This is a genomic window from Clostridium sp. AF02-29 (genome assembly GCF_934835585.1).
Taxonomy (GTDB): domain Bacteria; phylum Bacillota; class Clostridia; order Lachnospirales; family Lachnospiraceae; genus Otoolea; species Otoolea fessa.
The window spans coordinates 65,577-81,596 of sequence record NZ_CAKVZK010000007.1 but is presented as its reverse complement, the minus strand read 5'-3'; the positions used below and the strand labels follow the sequence as shown (position 1 = coordinate 81,596).

The window sequence follows — 16,020 nt, the reverse complement described above, 5'->3', positions numbered from 1 at the left end:
CTCTGAAAACGGCGGATTCTGCCAAGCACATGATACAAATGGTCTTTATCACTGGAGAAATTTATAAATTTACGTCCCAGGATAGTGCCATCTGCACGCATGATGCTGCAGACCGCATCCGTATTGATTCCTAAATCAACGCTGCATATCACCTGCTCTTTTACATCTGTTTTTGATAAGCTTACTTCCTCTGTGTATGAAAACCGAAGGAAATATTTATGATGTTTCCTTTCCAAAGTTGGGGCAGATGCCTCTTTACCACTCCATTTTTTTCGCAGATATTCCATATCGGTATGAAGTAATTTTACCTGAAACCACTTCCACTCCCGCCCATCAAACAGCTTTAAATGTGCCGCATCTTCTCCCGGTTCTGCTTCCTTATACATGACATCCCGATAAAATACCGGCATCGCATGATTCTCACAGACCAGCTTCGGTTTTCCTCTCAGTTCTCCCTTTTCCCACAAACTAAGGCGTGATTGATAGGAGGACACTGCTCCAAGTGCGTGTTGAATCGCCGCTCTTCTCAGATAAGATGGCATCTTAGGAAAATGACGGTCAAACGGAAATCTGGCATGATTCTTTTTTGTCTCATGTACCAGATGTTCCGCCTCATTAAAGCGTTTTTGTAGATTTTTGATTTCTGAAAGTTCTTCCCATATCTCTGCATACACCGGAATCAGATAGGAAACTGCTTTCCGAAAAATATCCAGCGTAGAGCGGAGCGGTATATTCTTTTTTTTAATTTCTACTCCATAGCTGGATACAATCTGCATAAAGTTTCCTACTTTCTTTTTTCCTTCTCTTTTTGTCCCTCAATGTATGCCACTACCTGATCCCTGCTTCGGTCACTTACGGTGACTGCACAATAGGATGGATTCCACAAATGTCCTCCCCATAGCTCCTGTTTTAATTCCGGATGTGAAAGAAACAACTGACGTGCCAGATTCCCCTTCATAATCTTTATCATGTCTGATATAAAAAATTGTGGTTTGCAATCCAGAAGTAAATGAATATAATCTGGCATAACCTCCATCGCCAGAATCTTAAATTTGTATTCCTCCGCAAGTCCATACAACATTTTTTTACATTCTGCGTCTATCCCATTTTTCAGAACCTGTTTTCGATATTTCGTGCACCAGACAAGATGATATTGCAAAGAATACACATATCCTCTACCATATGAAAGTGTATTTCTCTTAATAGTAAATATATCTTTTTCCATGTTTATATTATACCATATGCCTCCACATTTGGCAAACACTAGTTCTGTATCTTGATAAGTATCTTGATAAAAAATTTGGCACACCTAACTCATCACTAAAGTAACGAGAATGCGGTGTGCCGTTTTTCAAACAGTTTTCGAAATAAAAAGACCCATAGCCTTTCACTATGAGTCTTTTTCATACATCCCTTTTCTCTACTGGATAAACATAGCATCCCCAAAACTAAAGAACCGATATCTCTGCCGGATCGCCTCTTCATACGCCGTGAGCACATGTTCTCTGCCTGCCAGTGCAGATACCAGCATGACGAGTGTGGACTCCGGCAGGTGGAAGTTTGTGATCAGACAGTCCAGAATCTTGAACTGGTAGCCCGGATAGATGAAAATGTCGGTCCAGCCGCTGCACGCGCGGATCGTGCCGTCCTCAGCCGCTGCGGATTCAATCGTCCGGCAGCTTGTCGTACCGACACAGATGATGCGTCCGCCATTTTTCTTCGTCTCATTGATCATGTTGGCGGCATCTTCCTCGATACGATAGAACTCCGAGTGCATATGATGATCCAGTACATTCGAAACCTTGACCGGCCGGAAGGTTCCCAGACCCACATGAAGTGTGACGTGCGCGATCTTGACTCCCATTTCCTGAATCTGTGCCAGCAGCTCTTTCGTGAAATGCAGACCTGCTGTCGGTGCAGCCGCCGATCCTTCGTGTTCCGCATAAACCGTCTGATAGCGGTTCTTATCCTGCAGACGGTGGGTGATGTATGGCGGCAGCGGCATCTGGCCGAGCTGGTCGAGAATCTCCTCGAAAATACCCTCGTAGGAGAACTGAATCAGCCGGTTTCCTTCCTCTACCACATCAATGACGGTTCCCTTTAACAGACCGTCGCCAAAATTAATCACGGTTCCCGGCTTTGCCTTTTTGCCCGGCTTTACCAGCGTCTCCCAGATATCGTTCTCACGGCGTTTCAGAAGAAGAATCTCGATGTGTGCATCCGTTCCCTCCTTGCTTCCGATCAGACGCGCCGGGATAACCTTTGTGTCATTGATCACCAGGCAATCGCCCGGATGAAGATAATTGACAATATCCTTAAACACCTTATGCTGCATCTCACCCGTCTTTTTATCCAGCACTAAAAGCCGGGAAGAAGAACGATCTTCCAGCGGATCCTGTGCAATTAACTCCTGCGGTAAATCATAATAAAAATCTTTTACATCCATTCTTTGTGCCTCTTTGTCTTTCTATATCTGTACTTTCGCTTTATATAAATCAATCAGTTTTATATCTTATATGCTATCAGCTATTTCTCTATACTCCGGAATATCCGCTTTTCAGCTTTCCATACCTTAAAAACTTTATTTTTCCAGCCAGACGAATTCAATAAAGCATTTTAAGGATTTGACGCAGCCGGTTCTGACTCCTCCTGCATATAAGATGCGCCCTGTTTCATAAATTCCACGCGCTCTTTCAGCGCTTCATCCTGCTCCATCGCCGCATCCATTGCTTCATCCGTCTGCTTGCTGAGAAGGCGCACATCCTCATTGACCGACAGCTCTTCAAAATACTGCGTCAGCTCTTCGGACATTTTCCCGTCATCGATCTGCCAGCTTCCGTTCTCCGCCCGGATTGCATAGATCCGCACCAGACTCGGTGCCGGTGTCTCCACGCCCGTATACAAAATCTCATAATACACATACGCTGCCATCTCACCGTCCCTAAGCCCCGGCGTCGTATAACATTTCACATTCTGGTACCCGGAAATGTACTGCTTCTGTTCTTCAAATTCCTGACGGTAATGTTCTTCCTCACTCGTATCCTGTGAGGTAAACAACTTCACAAACGTATCCATATCACAGTCGGAAACCGCCTGAAAATAAGTATTCATCAGCTCTGTGATCCCCGGCTCGCCATTCTCTGTCAGAATACATCCGCCAAAGTCCTGAATATATTCTTTCGTGTCCGGCTCAATCACCATTCCAGATCCGCCTGTATCCACCATTTCTGCCGGTAAGCCATCCTTTTTCCCCAGAATGTCTGTTATTTTCCCGGAAAACATCGCCACCGCGCCAATCAGAATCAATACAATCACCGCCGCAAGCAGCATCACATAGCGGCGCAGTTCCCAGTCCGTTCCGTTCTTCCGGCTGCGTCCCGGTTTCTTTTTCGGTTCTCCCACCCGACCGCCTCCTGACTTATTCGATTGTTAATATTATAGCGGCGATTTGGTTACTCGGCAAGCGGTATTTCCGAAAAAAAACTTGCAATTTTCTAAATATTATAGTATCATACAAGTAATGCGTCTGTAGCTCAGTGGATAGAGCGCCGGCCTCCGGAGCCTGAGGCGTAGGTTCGATTCCTATCAGACGCATTCTTAAAAAGCGACAGCGGAGATATCTCAGCCGTCGCTTTTTGTGTTATTCATGATAAAAGGAGGACTCTTTCCGTGGAACTCATACACGTTTCTGGAAATACAGACTGCCTGCTTGGCAAAACAGCCGTCGGCATCTACCGCATCGACGACACCCGCTGCATCCTGTTTGACAATGGTTACTCAAAGGAATATGACGAGCTGGTCGGCTCTCTGAAAGACGCCGGGCTGACCCCGGCGGGGCTGATCGTTTCCCACGCGCACATCGACCATCATGGAAACAGCAAACGCCTGCGCGAAGCCTTTCAGATTCCACTGGCTATGTCGCTTGGCGAAGCCGGGCTGATCGCCTCCCAGGCGGCGCTGGAACGGTATACCAATTATTTCGGGCGCTCCGAGGAGGAAAAGGTTTCCATCGACACCGAGCAGCGCTGCCCGGTTGACTGTATCATCCAGCCGGAGGATACTTCCGTGACACTCTGCGGCGTAACCTTCCCGGTTCACCATCTGCCAGGGCATTCCCTCGACCACATCGTCATCGGCACACCGGACGGCGTCTGCTTTGCCGGGGACGCGCTTTTAACCGAAAATGTCCTGCGTCACGTCAAGCTTCCATACTGCGACCACGTCGGTCTGGATCTGGAAAGCAAGGAAGCAATCACAAAACTGCCTTACCAGCACTGGATTTTATCGCACAAAGGTCCATTTGATGGCAATATCCGGGAACTGGCGGACAAAAATATGGATCTTGTCCGTCTGCGTCTCGCAGAGCTGGCAAAGCTTTTGCAGAGACCGATGACGCGTGATGAATTTTATCAGGAAAGCCGACGCCTGATCGGAATGCACATCGGTACCTACGACCAGCTCATCCGTCAGGAACGCCACCTGCGCCCATATCTGGAACAGCTGGTGATCGATGGGACGGCACGGCTGGAAGTAAAGAATGACACGATATATTTTTACTTGAATGAATAAACTCTTTCTGCATGAATTTTCACTCTCCTGTTGTTATCGTTTCCGAAAATACACACACGCCACCGCAAATCCCAAGATTCCCGCTCCCATCACGGCGAAGCGGGAATATGTTTTTAACAGCACCAGAATACGTTCCCACGATGCCCCCGCCACCGCGCCGGCTCCGATGAGCACCGTATTCCAGATAAGACTGCCCGCTGTTGTCAGAAGGAGAAACGGCAGCAGTTCCATCTTTGCCATCCCCGCCGGGATCGAGATCAGGCTTCGGATGATCGGAACGAACCGGCAAAAAAAGACGGCTGACCGTCCCGTTCTCTCCAGCCATCCGTCTGCATCTTTCACATCTTCCACTTCTACTCCCAGCCGTTTTCCCCATGCCCCGCCCAAAAATGCATAAAACTTCTGCACGGGAATGTGCCGCCCCAGCTCATACAGAATCAGCGCCCCCAGCACCGAGCCCGCCGTCGCTGCCAGAACTGCCCCGGCTATGTTCATCCGTGTATATGTTGTCATAAATCCACCAAAGGTTAAAATCACTTCCGACGGGATCGGCGGAAACAAATTCTCAATTAGAATCAGGGCAAACATTCCCGCATATCCGTATGAACTTAAAAGTTCCAGCACTATATCACGCATGATATATCGCACTCCACGTTATTTCCACATATTCTATGTATTTTATGCGGAACGGAAAAAATCCAGGCATCTAATTTTCATTTTTCATGCCCGGATTTTAATTAAACCTAGAGAATCATCACATTCCCCACGGCCCCCGTATCCGAGAACTCTGTCCACTCGCACACATTGACCGCGTGATCGGCGATTCGCTCCAGGTACTTGGCAACCATCAGCACATCCACCGCCACATCGGATTTGTCTCCATCTTTTTTCAGAAATTCGATGACTTCCCGTTTGACACGCTCAAAAAAGGCATCAATCAGGTCATCTCTCTGCTCAAAGGTTTCTGCGGTTTCGGTATCGCGCTCGATGAAAGCGCGAATTGCATCTTTAACCATCGTTTTTACATTTGCCACCATCGCCGGAAGGTGTTTGCTCACAAGACCGTAATCCGCTGCCTCTAAGCGCAGGGACAGATCGGCAATATCCGCTGCCTGATCGCCCATCCGCTCCAGATCGGTCACTACTTTCAGTGCCGTCGAGATATGGCGCAGATCGCTGGCGACCGGCTGCTGCTTTAACATCAGCATCAGGCAGTGTGTCTCGATCTTTCGTTCCATATTGTCCACATCGCGGTCTCCCTTAATTATCTTGTCTGCCAATTCCGTATTATGTTCGCTGAGAGCCTGAAAGCTGCTGTCAATCGCATCCTGCACCATCTGGCTCATCGTGATTACTTCCTGATTCAGGTTCTTTAACTCCTGTAAAAATGTTTCTCTTGTCGCCATCCCGCGTCTCCTCCGTTTATGTTGTTTCCTGCCTGATTTTCTACCCATTCCAAATTTCCAACCATCCGGTTATCATCCAAACCGTCCGGTAATATAGTCTTCCGTCTTCTTCTCCCGCGGATGCGAGAACAGATCCGTTGTCGGTGCATACTCGACTACCTCTCCCACCAGGAAAAATGCCGTATAGTCCGCAATACGGGTCGCCTGCTGCATATTGTGGGTAACGATGACAACGGTATAATTCTTCTTAAGCTCGCCCATCAGATCCTCGATTTTCAGCGTGGAAATCGGGTCCAGTGCCGAGGTCGGTTCATCCATCAGTAGAATCTCCGGCTCAACCGCCAGCGCACGCGCGATGCAGAGACGCTGCTGCTGTCCGCCGGAAAGTCCCAGTGCAGAACGTTTCAGGCGATCCTTGACCTCATCCCACAGGGCCGCGCCGCGCAGACTCTTCTCCACAATCGCGTCCAGCTCTGCTTTTCCCTTAATGCCGTGAATCCGCGGTCCATACGCGATATTGTCATAAATACTCATCGGAAATGGGTTCGGCTGCTGAAATACCATGCCGACCTTCTTGCGAAGAAGCGTCGTATCAACCTTCGGATCATAGATATCCTCGCCGTCGATCAACACCTTTCCATTGATTGTTACATTCGGCACCAGATCGTTCATGCGGTTCAATGTTTTTAAATAGGTAGACTTACCGCAGCCGGACGGTCCGATAAACGCTGTGATCTGATTTTCATATATATCCAGATTGATATTTTTTAATGCATGATTGTTTCCATAGTACAGATTCAAATCCGACGTAGAAATTTTTGTCTCCATATCATTTCCTCATTTTTTACTTTATTTTAATTTTGTCACATCAAACCGGTTGGTCAAAAATCTCGTCAGCAGGTTGATTACCAGCACGATAATCAGAAGCACGACCGCGATTCCAAACGCCTGATCGTATTTTGCTTTCTGCATTGACAGGTAGAGCTGGATGGTCAGCGTGCCGCTCGACTCAAACAGTTTTCCAAACAGGTTTTTCGGTAGCTGGAAGCCGCTTCCGGCAGTAAACAGAAGCGCCGCCGACTCGCCCACGATACGGCCAATCGAAAGGATGACGCCGGTCAGAATCCCCGGTGCCGCGCTCGGCAGCAGGATCGTCCGGATCATATACCATTTCGTTGCACCGATTCCCAGTGCGCCGCTGCGGTAGCTGTCCGGAACTGTTTTGAGTGCTTCCTGTGTGTTCCGCGTAATCAGCGGAAGCACCATCAGGGTCAGCGTGAAGGATCCGGTCAGAACCGAATAGCCCAGCTTCAGCGTCATTCCGAAAAAGACCATACCGAACAAACCAAAAATAATCGACGGAATACCGGACAGGATCTCGGTTGTAAATTCAATCGTCCGCACCAGTTTTCCCGGCTTTGCGTATTCGTTCAGATAAATGGCGGAGCCGATTCCGATCGGCGCTGCAATGATAAGGGTAATTACAATGATGTAAATCGTGTTGATGATATTTCCCAGAATACCAAAGGTGCCCTTGAGGGAGCTCTGCACCGTGGACAGAAGCTGCCAGGAAACCTGCGGCAGGCCGCGCACAAACACATACCCCATGATGCCAACTAACAGCGCGATCGCCACGCCAGCTGCCAGATAAATCAGCACTTTTAAGATATTGTCCCCGATGCGGGTGCGCTTCTGGTAAATACTTTTCATACTATTATCGGTCATTTGCGCCGCCCTCCTTCACAAACATCCGGCTGAGCACCGTGTTGATAAACATGATAAATACGAACAGCACCAGACCGATGGTAAAGAGCACTTCCCGGTGAAGTCCCTCGGAATAAGACATTTCCGCCACGATCGCGGTCGTCAGGAAGCGGACGGAGTTAAATGGAAGCGGCAGATTGACTGAGCTTCCGGATACCAGGCTGATCGCCATCGCCTCGCCGATCGCACGACCACAGCCAAGAACTACGGCTGTGATGATGCCGGAATGTGCGGCCGGAACAATTACCTTGAAAATCGTCTGGATATGGGTTGCACCCAGTGCCAGCGATGCACTCTTTAAATGCTTCGGCACTGCCCTAAGGGATGACTCACTGATATTGATGACGGTCGGAAGAATCATGATTGCCAGAACCAGAACTGCCGATATGAGGTTCGCACCACCGGTAAACTGGTGCGTCGTGGAACCGGCAAAGATTTTCATTTCCAGCTTATACATCAGAGGATTTAAAATCAAAATTCCTAAAAGTCCGTAGATAACCGACGGGATACCTGCCAGAAGCTCAACCGCCGGGCGGACCACTGCCGCTACCTTCGGCGGCGCAACCTCTGCCAGAAAGATGGCGGTAAACAGCCCAATCGGCACACCGATCAGGATCGCCAGAAAGGTTCCGACGATGGAAGTTAAAATAACATAGAGAATTCCGAAAGACGCCGGATTTCCAGTCGGCTTCCAGACGGTTCCAAATAAGATTTCCGGAACGCCCACCTTAAAAAGTGCCGGGGTACCGCTGATAATCATGTATAAGGTAATTGAAAAAACTGCCACCACCGCCAGCAGGCCGCAGGCGGTAAAAATAATTTCCGCTGCCCTCTCTACCGCTGATTTCGTGGCATGGCTTCCAAAAATGGTAAATTTCTTTTCGTGCATATGTCTCTCCTGTCTCGGATTGAACAGCGAGCCGCTTTCGGTCAAAGCAGAGTTTCCTTTCTGCGGCTTGACTGCAAGCGACTCGATATTGTTTGAATCTATTCAATATTGTGTATATTCGTGAATTTCTGTTTTTTCTATCCTTACCTGTTTCCACCGGTAATTTTATCCACATTCACAAATTCCGATGCAGTTTCTTACTTCGTAGTAATCAGACCTACAGATTTAATCAGGTCATCGCCTTCTGCAGAGTATACATAGTCAAACAGTGCCTGTACCAGCTCGTTCTGCTCAGAAATTTCTCCCTTGGTTGCCATAACGAATGGACGGCTTAAGAAATAGCTGCCTGCCTTGATGTTCTCCTCAGTCGGCTCTACATCATCCAGTTTAACTGCCTTAACGGTATCATCGACTACATCCAGGGAAACGTATCCAATGGAACCCGGTGTGGATGCTACTTTTGCCATAACTGCACCGGTGGAATCCAGCTCATTCGCATATTTGCAGGCATCTTCCAGACCCAGAAGCTCCTCAAATGCGCCTCTTGTACCGGAACCTGCTTCCCGTCCGACTACGACAATCGGCATATCGCTGCCGCCTACATCTTTCCAGTTTGTGATGCTTCCGTCGTAAATGCCGGTCAGGTCATCCTTGCTCAGACCATCTACCGCGTTGGACGGGTCAACGACAACGGCGATACCATCGATAGCTACGATATTTTCAACGGCACCTTTTGCTTTCTCATCATCCTTTAATGCTCTGGAAGAATCACCGACATCACACTGACCTGCCAGCACGGACTCGATACCTGCGGAAGAGCCGGTAAATTCAGCCTGTACGGTCACGTTCGGATATTTCTCCATGAATGTTTCTGCCAGTGCATTTGCAAATTTTTCCATCGAAGTGGAACCTGCCAGGGTGATAGAACCACTCAAATTTTTTGCATCTGCGCTGTTCTCGGTTGTATCTGCTGCTGCATCACTTTCAGCTGCGCTGCTGTCTGCGCTTGTGTCTGCTGCACTTGTATTTGTATTGCTGGAACCACATCCTACCATTCCAGTTGCCAGAACGGCTGCTCCTAATACTGCGATTGCTTTCTGAACATTTTTCTTCATAATAAAATTCCTCTTTCCTCTCTCTTTTTTCTCTCAGAGTTTTTTATCCTTGATTTCTTACAGTACGCAGTATAAAAGATTCCTGGATTTACAGAAATCATGTTTTGGTATCGTTTATGTAAAATTTGGGTAATTTTTGTGGGAGTGAATGTAAGATATGGTTTCTGATCTGCTCTGTTTCTCTCCATGATCAGAACCGCCGCCGGACATCTCTTCGGGCTTTGTTTGAAAGCCCGGGCAGAGATCGCCGGCGGCGTGATTCTGATTTTTATACTGAGTTTCATTCTGCTCTCAAACAAGACAGGTGAATTTCCCCAGACATCCTACTTCAGAACAACCTTCTTAAAGTTTTTCTTACCTCTCTTGACAACCATTCCTTCGCCGGAAAGCTGATCCTTCGTAAAGACTGCCTTAACATCCTTTACCTGGTTTCCGTCTACAGATACGCCGCCCTGCTCGACATTTCTTCTTGCCTCAGAACGTGACGGAGCCAGACCGGATTTCTGCAGGATGGAGAGAATATCGATCTCATCACCGTTGAAATCATCCTCCATCAGCTCGTAGGTCGGCATATTCGCTGCATTTCCGCTGGAAAACAGTGCTTTCGCTGCTGCCTGTGCCTTCTCAGCCTCTTCCTCGCCGTGTACCAGCTTGGTCAGCTCGTAAGCCAGGATCTCTTTTGCAGTATTTAACTGGCTGCCTTCCCATTTATCCATCTCATCGATTTCCTCAAGCGGCAGGAATGTCAGCATACGCAGGCATTTTAATACGTCCGCGTCAGCGACGTTTCTCCAGTACTGGTAGAACTCGAACGGGGAGGTCTTGTTCGGATCCAGCCATACAGCGCCGGACTGGGTCTTGCCCATCTTCTTGCCCTCGGAGTTTAACAGCAGGGTGATAGTCATCGCGTGTGCGTCCTTGCCAAGCTTTCTGCGGATCAGCTCGGTACCGCCTAACATATTGCTCCACTGATCGTCGCCGCCGAACTGCATGTTGCAGCCGTATTTCTGGTACAGCATGTAGAAATCGTAGCTCTGCATGATCATGTAGTTGAACTCTAAGAAGCTTAAACCTCTCTCCATTCTCTGCTTATAGCACTCAGCCGTCAGCATGCGGTTGACACTGAAATGCGGTCCAACCTCGCGCAGTAAGTTTACATAATTCAGATTCATCAGCCACTCTGCGTTGTTGACTAAGAGCGCCTTGTCATCGGAGAAATCGATGAAACGGCTCATCTGCTTTTTGAAGCAGTCGCAGTTGTGCTGGATCGTCTCCGGTGTCAGCATCTGGCGCATATCCGTACGTCCGGACGGATCGCCGATCATGCCGGTGCCGCCGCCAAGTAATGCGATCGGCTTGTTGCCTGCCATCTGCAGACGTTTCATCAGGCACAGTGCCATGAAATGACCTACATGAAGGCTGTCTGCGGTCGGGTCAAAACCGATATAGAAAACAGCTTTTCCTTCGTTGACCAGTTTTTTGATCTCTTCTTCGTTTGTAACCTGGGCGATCAGGCCTCTGGCTACTAATTCTTCGTAAATCTGCATCTTCTCTCTACTCCTTTATTAAAATTTGGGGTACAAAAAACCCCGTCCTCCAAAAAGGACGGGGCAAAATTCCCGTGTTACCACCTTTGTTCACAGATAGTTCGCGCCTATCTGCCTCTGCCGGTATCTTCTGATACCGCGACCGGATAACGTGTGTCTCTCACGTCGCAGCCTACCAAATCAACCGCCGCACATTTTCATGCAGCTCCTCCATCGGATCGGATTTCAGATTCTTCGGTGCGAAGCTCCGGGATGTATTCGAATATCCAGTTTACGCGTGCCTCTCATCATCCGGCTGCTTTCTGTGCGCTCCCCTACGGATCTCTACTTGTTCCCTTCATCGCCTTTATAAGGTTATTGAGTATATTCTGTATTATAAGCGAATTTTATTATTTGTCAAGAGACCTTTTATTTCTTCGCCAGCGCCGCCAGCCCGGAAAGAATCTCCCGCGCCTTCACAAGCATCGTCTCGCAGTCCGTATGTTTCTGCCGCACATCGCGGTAATAGAACGACGGCACATCACCCGTCCTGAAGGTCAGCGTGCCCTTATATTTCTCCATCAGCGCCGGAATGCCGGAAACGTCCAGATCGGCTTTCTGGTACATCTGAATCGTGATATCCTGCTTCTTTACATCGACCTCCACGACACCCGCCTGATGAGCAAGCGCTTTTAGATCGGCGATCTTTAACAGGTTCTCCACCGAACGTGGAATCTCGCCAAAGCGGTCGATCAGCTCATCCTGCATATCCATGTACTCTTCCTGGTTCTCAATACCGGAAATCCGCTTGTAAACGTCGAGTTTCTGATATTCATTGCGGATGTAGGACGGCGGAATATACGCGTCGATGTCGCAGTCCACCACCGTCTCGAAGTCCTCGGCTTCGTTCTCACCGCGAAGTGCCAGCACCGCCTCGTTTAAGAGCTTGCAGTACAGGTCATAGCCGACCGCCTGCATGTGGCCATGCTGTTCCGCGCCCAGAAGATTTCCGGCGCCGCGCAGCTCCAGATCGCGCATCGCAATCTTGATACCGCTTCCCAGCTCCGTAAATTCACGGATCGCCTGCAGACGTTTTTCCGCCTCCTCACGCAGCAGCTTGTCGCGCCGGTACATGAGAAACGCATACGAAGTCCGCCCGGAACGTCCGACGCGACCGCGGATCTGGTAGAGCTGCGACAGCCCCAGCCGGTCGGCGTCGTGGATGATGATCGTGTTCGCATTCGGAATGTCCAGTCCCGTCTCAATGATGGTCGTGGACACCAGAACGTCGATATTGCCCTCGACGAAATCCAGCATAATTTTTTCCAATTCATGTTCGTGCATCTGCCCGTGGGCGAACACGACGTTTGCCTCCGGCACCAGAGCCGCCACATGGTTTGCCACCTCGTCGATGTTATTGACACGGTTGTAGACATAATATACCTGTCCGCCCCGCGCCAGCTCCCTGTGAATCGCCTCGCGCACCATCTCGTCGTTGTACTCCATGACGTAGGTCTGAATCGGCAGGCGGTCCACCGGCGGTTCCTCCAGGACACTCATATCCCGGATGCCAATGAGACTCATATGCAGGGTACGCGGAATCGGCGTCGCCGTCAGCGTCAGAACGTCTACATTTTCCTTTAGTTTCTTGATCTTTTCCTTATGTGCCACGCCGAAGCGCTGTTCCTCATCGATGATCAGAAGCCCCAGATTTTTAAAGACAACATCCTTAGAAAGGACGCGGTGCGTTCCGATCACGACGTCCACCTGCCCTTTTTTCAGATCTTCCAGCGTTTTTTTCTGCTCGCCCGCCGTGCGGAAACGCGACAGCATATCGACCCGCACTGGGAAATCCTTCATCCTCTGCACAAAGGTATTGTAATGCTGCTGCGCCAAAATTGTGGTCGGCACCAAATACACAACCTGCTTACCCTCCTGAATCGCCTTAAATGCCGCCCGGAGCGCGATCTCCGTCTTGCCGTATCCAACGTCGCCGCAGATCAGGCGGTCCATGATGCGGCGGCTTTCCATGTCTTTTTTTGTCGCCTCGATCGCCTCCAGCTGATCCTCCGTCTCCTCAAACGGGAACATTTCCTCAAATTCCCTCTGCCAGACCGTATCCGGGCCATACTGGTAGCCCTCGCTCCGCTGACGCGCTGCATAAAGCTCGACGAGATCCTTTGCAATATCACGGACCGCACCGCGCACCTTGCTCTTCGTCTTATTCCATTCCATTCCGCCCAGTTTATTGAGCTTCGGCGTCCTGGCATCCGAACCGGCATATTTCTGGATTCCCTCCAGGCGTGTCGCCGGAAGGTAGAGATTACCGCCGTCGCGGTACTCAATCTTGATGTAATCCTTGACGACCTTGTCCTGCTCGATCTTCTCAATGCCCCGGTAAATGCCGAGTCCGTGGCTCTCATGCACCACATAATCGCCGATCGAAAGCTCGGAAAAGCTCTGGATTTTCTTACCCTGGTAGGAGGTCTTTTTCTTCTTTTTCCGCCCCCGTCCGCCGCCGAACATGTCTCCCTCGGTGATCACGACGAACTTAATCAGCGGATATTCAAATCCCCGATGCAGCTTTCCGTAAGTCACCAGGATTTCACCCGGTTTCACGGTGTTTTCGCCCTCATCCGGGCAGAAGGCGCTTAAATCATACTCCCGCAGATCGCCCGCCAGACGGCTCGCGCGCGTCCGCGAACCAGCCAGCAATACCACCCGGTATTTTTCCTTCTTCCAGCGCGCCAGATCGCTGATTAAAAGCTCAAATCCATTCTGGTAGGAATTGACATTTTTAACGCTCAGACTGTATTTTTTCTTAACCGTCATGCCGGAGAGCTTCTGATCCAGCCCCAGCAGTAAAAGAGTGCGCGGACGCATTGCCATCGCCAGCGTCTCCTTCGCCGAATAGAGGAAGGAAGTCTGCCCCGGAAGCAGATAGCCGCCCTCGAGACGGTGCGACATGCTCTCCCGGAACTCCGTCTCGGTCGTCTCTGCTTTTTCCTTCAAGCGCAGCGGCTCATCCAGGAAAATCGTCAGCTCATCGACTGGAAAATAGTTTAAAAACGATACCGTTTCCTTGCAGAAATACCGGATATAGCTTCCCAGCCCATGCACCCGGAAGCCCTCGCGAAGCCCCTCTAAGACCTCCGAGACAGCCGAATCCATCCGGTACGCCTCTTCCGTCTTCATGGCATCCCGGAGCTTTTTCACGTATTTCCTGCGGTCTTTCTCGATCGCCTCGGTTCCATCCTGAATCTGCTCCGGCGTCAGCGCCATCTCCGTCGCCGGATAGATCACTGCCTCGTCCACCTGCTCGATCGAGCGCTGGCTTTCCGGGTCGAAGGTACGGATTGAATCGACCTCGTCGCCCCACAGCTCGATCCGGTACGGCACCTCCTCCGTCAGCGGGAAAATGTCAATGATACCGCCGCGCACCGAAAACTGCCCTGATCCCTCAACCTGCGCGAGCTTCTCATATCCCATTTCCGCCAGGGCGTGCGTCAGCTTCCCGACCTCGACCACATCTTCTGTCCCGATCGTGAGACTCCGCTCTTTCATCCACGCAAGCGGCAGCAGATGTTCCATCAGCCCGTCGATCGTCGTGACCACCACGCCGCCGGAACTCTCCAGGACCCGCCGCATGACCTGAATCCGCTGTTTCGTCAGCAGGTTTCCGTGGATATCCGACGTATAAAACAGCAGATCCCTCGCCGGGTACAGCGAAATATCCGTATCAAAGCACCGGTAATCCTCACAGATCTCCCGCGCCCTCGAATCATCGTAGGTGACAATCAACTTCCAGGGCGTCAGATCCGAAAGCTCGGACAGCAGATGCACCTTCTGCGAATCCAGGCATCCCGTGACAAGAAGCGGTCCCTGCCCGCGCTGTAAATCCGTCTTGAGATCCTGGAACTCGATCATCTCCTCTAACGGATTTGCAAATAAATCGCTCATTGTGTCTTGACTTCCTCCTTCCTCTCCGCCTTCTGCTTCTCTAGCTTCTCCTTCTCCCCGCGCGCCGCGCCGTTAAAATGGTTCATCGCCGCCTCAACGCCCTCTGTCATCATATCCACGACTGCCGCCGCACCGTCCTTAAACGCCGTCGTCATCGTTTCGGTTTCCTCTTTCGGAAAATGTCCCAGCACATAGTCTGCCAGATCCATGCGCGCCGGCTTCTCGCCCACACCGATCCGCACGCGTGGAAATTCCTGCGTTCCCAGATGGGCGATGATATTTTTGATTCCATTGTGGCCGCCCGCGCTGCCTTTTTTGCGGATCCGGATGCCGCCCGGAACCAGGCTGATATCGTCATAAATCACGATAAACTCCGATGGATCTACCTTATAATAATCCATCACCTGACGGATGCACTCGCCGCTCAGATTCATATACGTCTGCGGCTTTACCAGAATGACCTTATTTCCCTCGATCACGCCTTTTCCGATCAGTCCCTTAAATGCTTTCTCCCGGACATCAATGTTATACTTGTCCGCCAGCGCATCCAGCGTCATAAATCCCACATTGTGGCGGGTTCCCTCATATTCTCTTCCCGGATTTCCAAGTCCTGCAATTACATACATAATTCTATTTCTCCCTCTTTTTCTATAGTATCAAAAATACCAGATTCTTCACTCATCGTCTTTCTCAAAAAGCCAAAACAGACACGACTTTAAGCGTTAAATCCTGAAACTGCCACTTTTTCAAGCTATTTCAGGATCTAACGCACTTATTTTTCTCGATACTTT

Annotated in this window: 13 protein-coding genes, 1 tRNA gene and 1 pseudogene; 2 read left to right on the top strand and 13 right to left on the bottom strand. The window is 49.9% G+C overall.

All coding sequences use genetic code 11. The features are described 5' to 3' along the window. From PUQ60_RS03415 to PUQ60_RS03400, 4 genes and pseudogenes are all read right to left on the bottom strand, one after another. Positions 1 to 776: pseudogene (locus PUQ60_RS03415) on the bottom strand (transposase); the annotation flags it as partial. Between the two features lie 8 nt (positions 777 to 784). Next, positions 785 to 1,225, bottom strand: a complete 441-nt coding sequence (tnpA, locus tag PUQ60_RS03410; protein ID WP_118638580.1) for an IS200/IS605 family transposase — start codon at positions 1,223 to 1,225, stop codon at positions 785 to 787. A gap of 195 nt (positions 1,226 to 1,420) precedes the next feature. Further along, positions 1,421 to 2,446: a tRNA preQ1(34) S-adenosylmethionine ribosyltransferase-isomerase QueA gene (gene queA, locus PUQ60_RS03405; RefSeq protein ID WP_118523816.1), complete on the bottom strand. Its 1,026-nt coding sequence runs from the start codon at positions 2,444 to 2,446 to the stop codon at positions 1,421 to 1,423. Between the two features lie 170 nt (positions 2,447 to 2,616). Next, positions 2,617 to 3,402 carry a hypothetical protein gene (locus PUQ60_RS03400; protein WP_273381263.1) on the bottom strand — a complete coding sequence of 262 codons (786 nt, stop codon included), beginning with the start codon at positions 3,400 to 3,402 and terminating at the stop codon, positions 2,617 to 2,619. A 120-nt stretch (positions 3,403 to 3,522) separates the two neighbouring features. Here PUQ60_RS03400 and PUQ60_RS03395 point away from each other — a divergent pair. Continuing rightward, positions 3,523 to 3,594 (top strand) — tRNA-Arg (locus tag PUQ60_RS03395). Between the two features lie 75 nt (positions 3,595 to 3,669). Next, positions 3,670 to 4,569 carry an MBL fold metallo-hydrolase gene (locus PUQ60_RS03390; RefSeq protein ID WP_270231683.1) on the top strand — a complete coding sequence of 300 codons (900 nt, stop codon included), beginning with the start codon at positions 3,670 to 3,672 and terminating at the stop codon, positions 4,567 to 4,569. Positions 4,570 to 4,602: 33 nt separating this feature from the next. Here PUQ60_RS03390 and PUQ60_RS03385 read toward each other — a convergent pair whose 3' ends face one another. From PUQ60_RS03385 to pth, 9 genes are all read right to left on the bottom strand, one after another. Then, entirely contained in the window at positions 4,603 to 5,205 is a 603-nt protein-coding gene (locus PUQ60_RS03385) for a DedA family protein (protein ID WP_118481982.1), read from the bottom strand. A 107-nt stretch (positions 5,206 to 5,312) separates the two neighbouring features. Continuing rightward, entirely contained in the window at positions 5,313 to 5,975 is a 663-nt protein-coding gene (gene phoU, locus PUQ60_RS03380) for a phosphate signaling complex protein PhoU (RefSeq protein WP_273381260.1), read from the bottom strand. A 72-nt stretch (positions 5,976 to 6,047) separates the two neighbouring features. Then, positions 6,048 to 6,803 carry a phosphate ABC transporter ATP-binding protein PstB gene (gene pstB, locus PUQ60_RS03375; RefSeq protein ID WP_022359895.1) on the bottom strand — a complete coding sequence of 252 codons (756 nt, stop codon included), beginning with the start codon at positions 6,801 to 6,803 and terminating at the stop codon, positions 6,048 to 6,050. Between the two features lie 21 nt (positions 6,804 to 6,824). Further along, positions 6,825 to 7,700 carry a phosphate ABC transporter permease PstA gene (gene pstA / locus PUQ60_RS03370; protein ID WP_118523122.1) on the bottom strand — a complete coding sequence of 292 codons (876 nt, stop codon included), beginning with the start codon at positions 7,698 to 7,700 and terminating at the stop codon, positions 6,825 to 6,827. Further along, positions 7,690 to 8,628 (bottom strand): phosphate ABC transporter permease subunit PstC, encoded by a 939-nt coding sequence (gene pstC, locus PUQ60_RS03365; RefSeq protein WP_273381259.1) that lies wholly within the window; start codon positions 8,626 to 8,628, stop codon positions 7,690 to 7,692. The genes pstA and pstC overlap by 11 nt, the downstream gene beginning before the upstream one ends. 197 nt (positions 8,629 to 8,825) lie before the next feature. Beyond that, complete coding sequence (locus PUQ60_RS03360; protein WP_273392358.1) at positions 8,826 to 9,743, bottom strand: phosphate ABC transporter substrate-binding protein; 918 nt, start codon at positions 9,741 to 9,743, stop codon at positions 8,826 to 8,828. A 323-nt stretch (positions 9,744 to 10,066) separates the two neighbouring features. Then, positions 10,067 to 11,290: a tyrosine--tRNA ligase gene (gene tyrS / locus PUQ60_RS03355; protein WP_273400729.1), complete on the bottom strand. Its 1,224-nt coding sequence runs from the start codon at positions 11,288 to 11,290 to the stop codon at positions 10,067 to 10,069. Between the two features lie 408 nt (positions 11,291 to 11,698). Then, complete coding sequence (gene mfd / locus PUQ60_RS03350) at positions 11,699 to 15,229, bottom strand: transcription-repair coupling factor (protein ID WP_273380561.1); 3,531 nt, start codon at positions 15,227 to 15,229, stop codon at positions 11,699 to 11,701. After that, positions 15,226 to 15,855 carry an aminoacyl-tRNA hydrolase gene (pth, locus tag PUQ60_RS03345; RefSeq protein WP_118469422.1) on the bottom strand — a complete coding sequence of 210 codons (630 nt, stop codon included), beginning with the start codon at positions 15,853 to 15,855 and terminating at the stop codon, positions 15,226 to 15,228. Before pth ends, mfd begins: the two co-directional genes overlap by 4 nt. Positions 15,856 to 16,020: the final 165 nt, after the last annotated feature.

Excerpts from the sequence above, each read along its gene's own strand:
- tnpA (WP_118638580.1), bottom strand. The coding sequence starts at position 1,225 with ATGGAAAAAGATATATTTACTATTAAGAGAAATACACTTTCATATGGT.
- queA (WP_118523816.1), bottom strand. The coding sequence starts at position 2,446 with ATGGATGTAAAAGATTTTTATTATGATTTACCGCAGGAGTTAATTGCA.
- PUQ60_RS03385 (WP_118481982.1), bottom strand. The coding sequence starts at position 5,205 with ATGCGTGATATAGTGCTGGAACTTTTAAGTTCATACGGATATGCGGGA.
- phoU (WP_273381260.1), bottom strand. The coding sequence starts at position 5,975 with ATGGCGACAAGAGAAACATTTTTACAGGAGTTAAAGAACCTGAATCAG.
- pstB (WP_022359895.1), bottom strand. The coding sequence starts at position 6,803 with ATGGAGACAAAAATTTCTACGTCGGATTTGAATCTGTACTATGGAAAC.
- pstA (WP_118523122.1), bottom strand. The coding sequence starts at position 7,700 with ATGACCGATAATAGTATGAAAAGTATTTACCAGAAGCGCACCCGCATC.
- pstC (WP_273381259.1), bottom strand. The coding sequence starts at position 8,628 with ATGCACGAAAAGAAATTTACCATTTTTGGAAGCCATGCCACGAAATCA.
- PUQ60_RS03360 (WP_273392358.1), bottom strand. The coding sequence starts at position 9,743 with ATGAAGAAAAATGTTCAGAAAGCAATCGCAGTATTAGGAGCAGCCGTT.
- tyrS (WP_273400729.1), bottom strand. The coding sequence starts at position 11,290 with ATGCAGATTTACGAAGAATTAGTAGCCAGAGGCCTGATCGCCCAGGTT.
- mfd (WP_273380561.1), bottom strand. The coding sequence starts at position 15,229 with ATGAGCGATTTATTTGCAAATCCGTTAGAGGAGATGATCGAGTTCCAG.
- pth (WP_118469422.1), bottom strand. The coding sequence starts at position 15,855 with ATGTATGTAATTGCAGGACTTGGAAATCCGGGAAGAGAATATGAGGGA.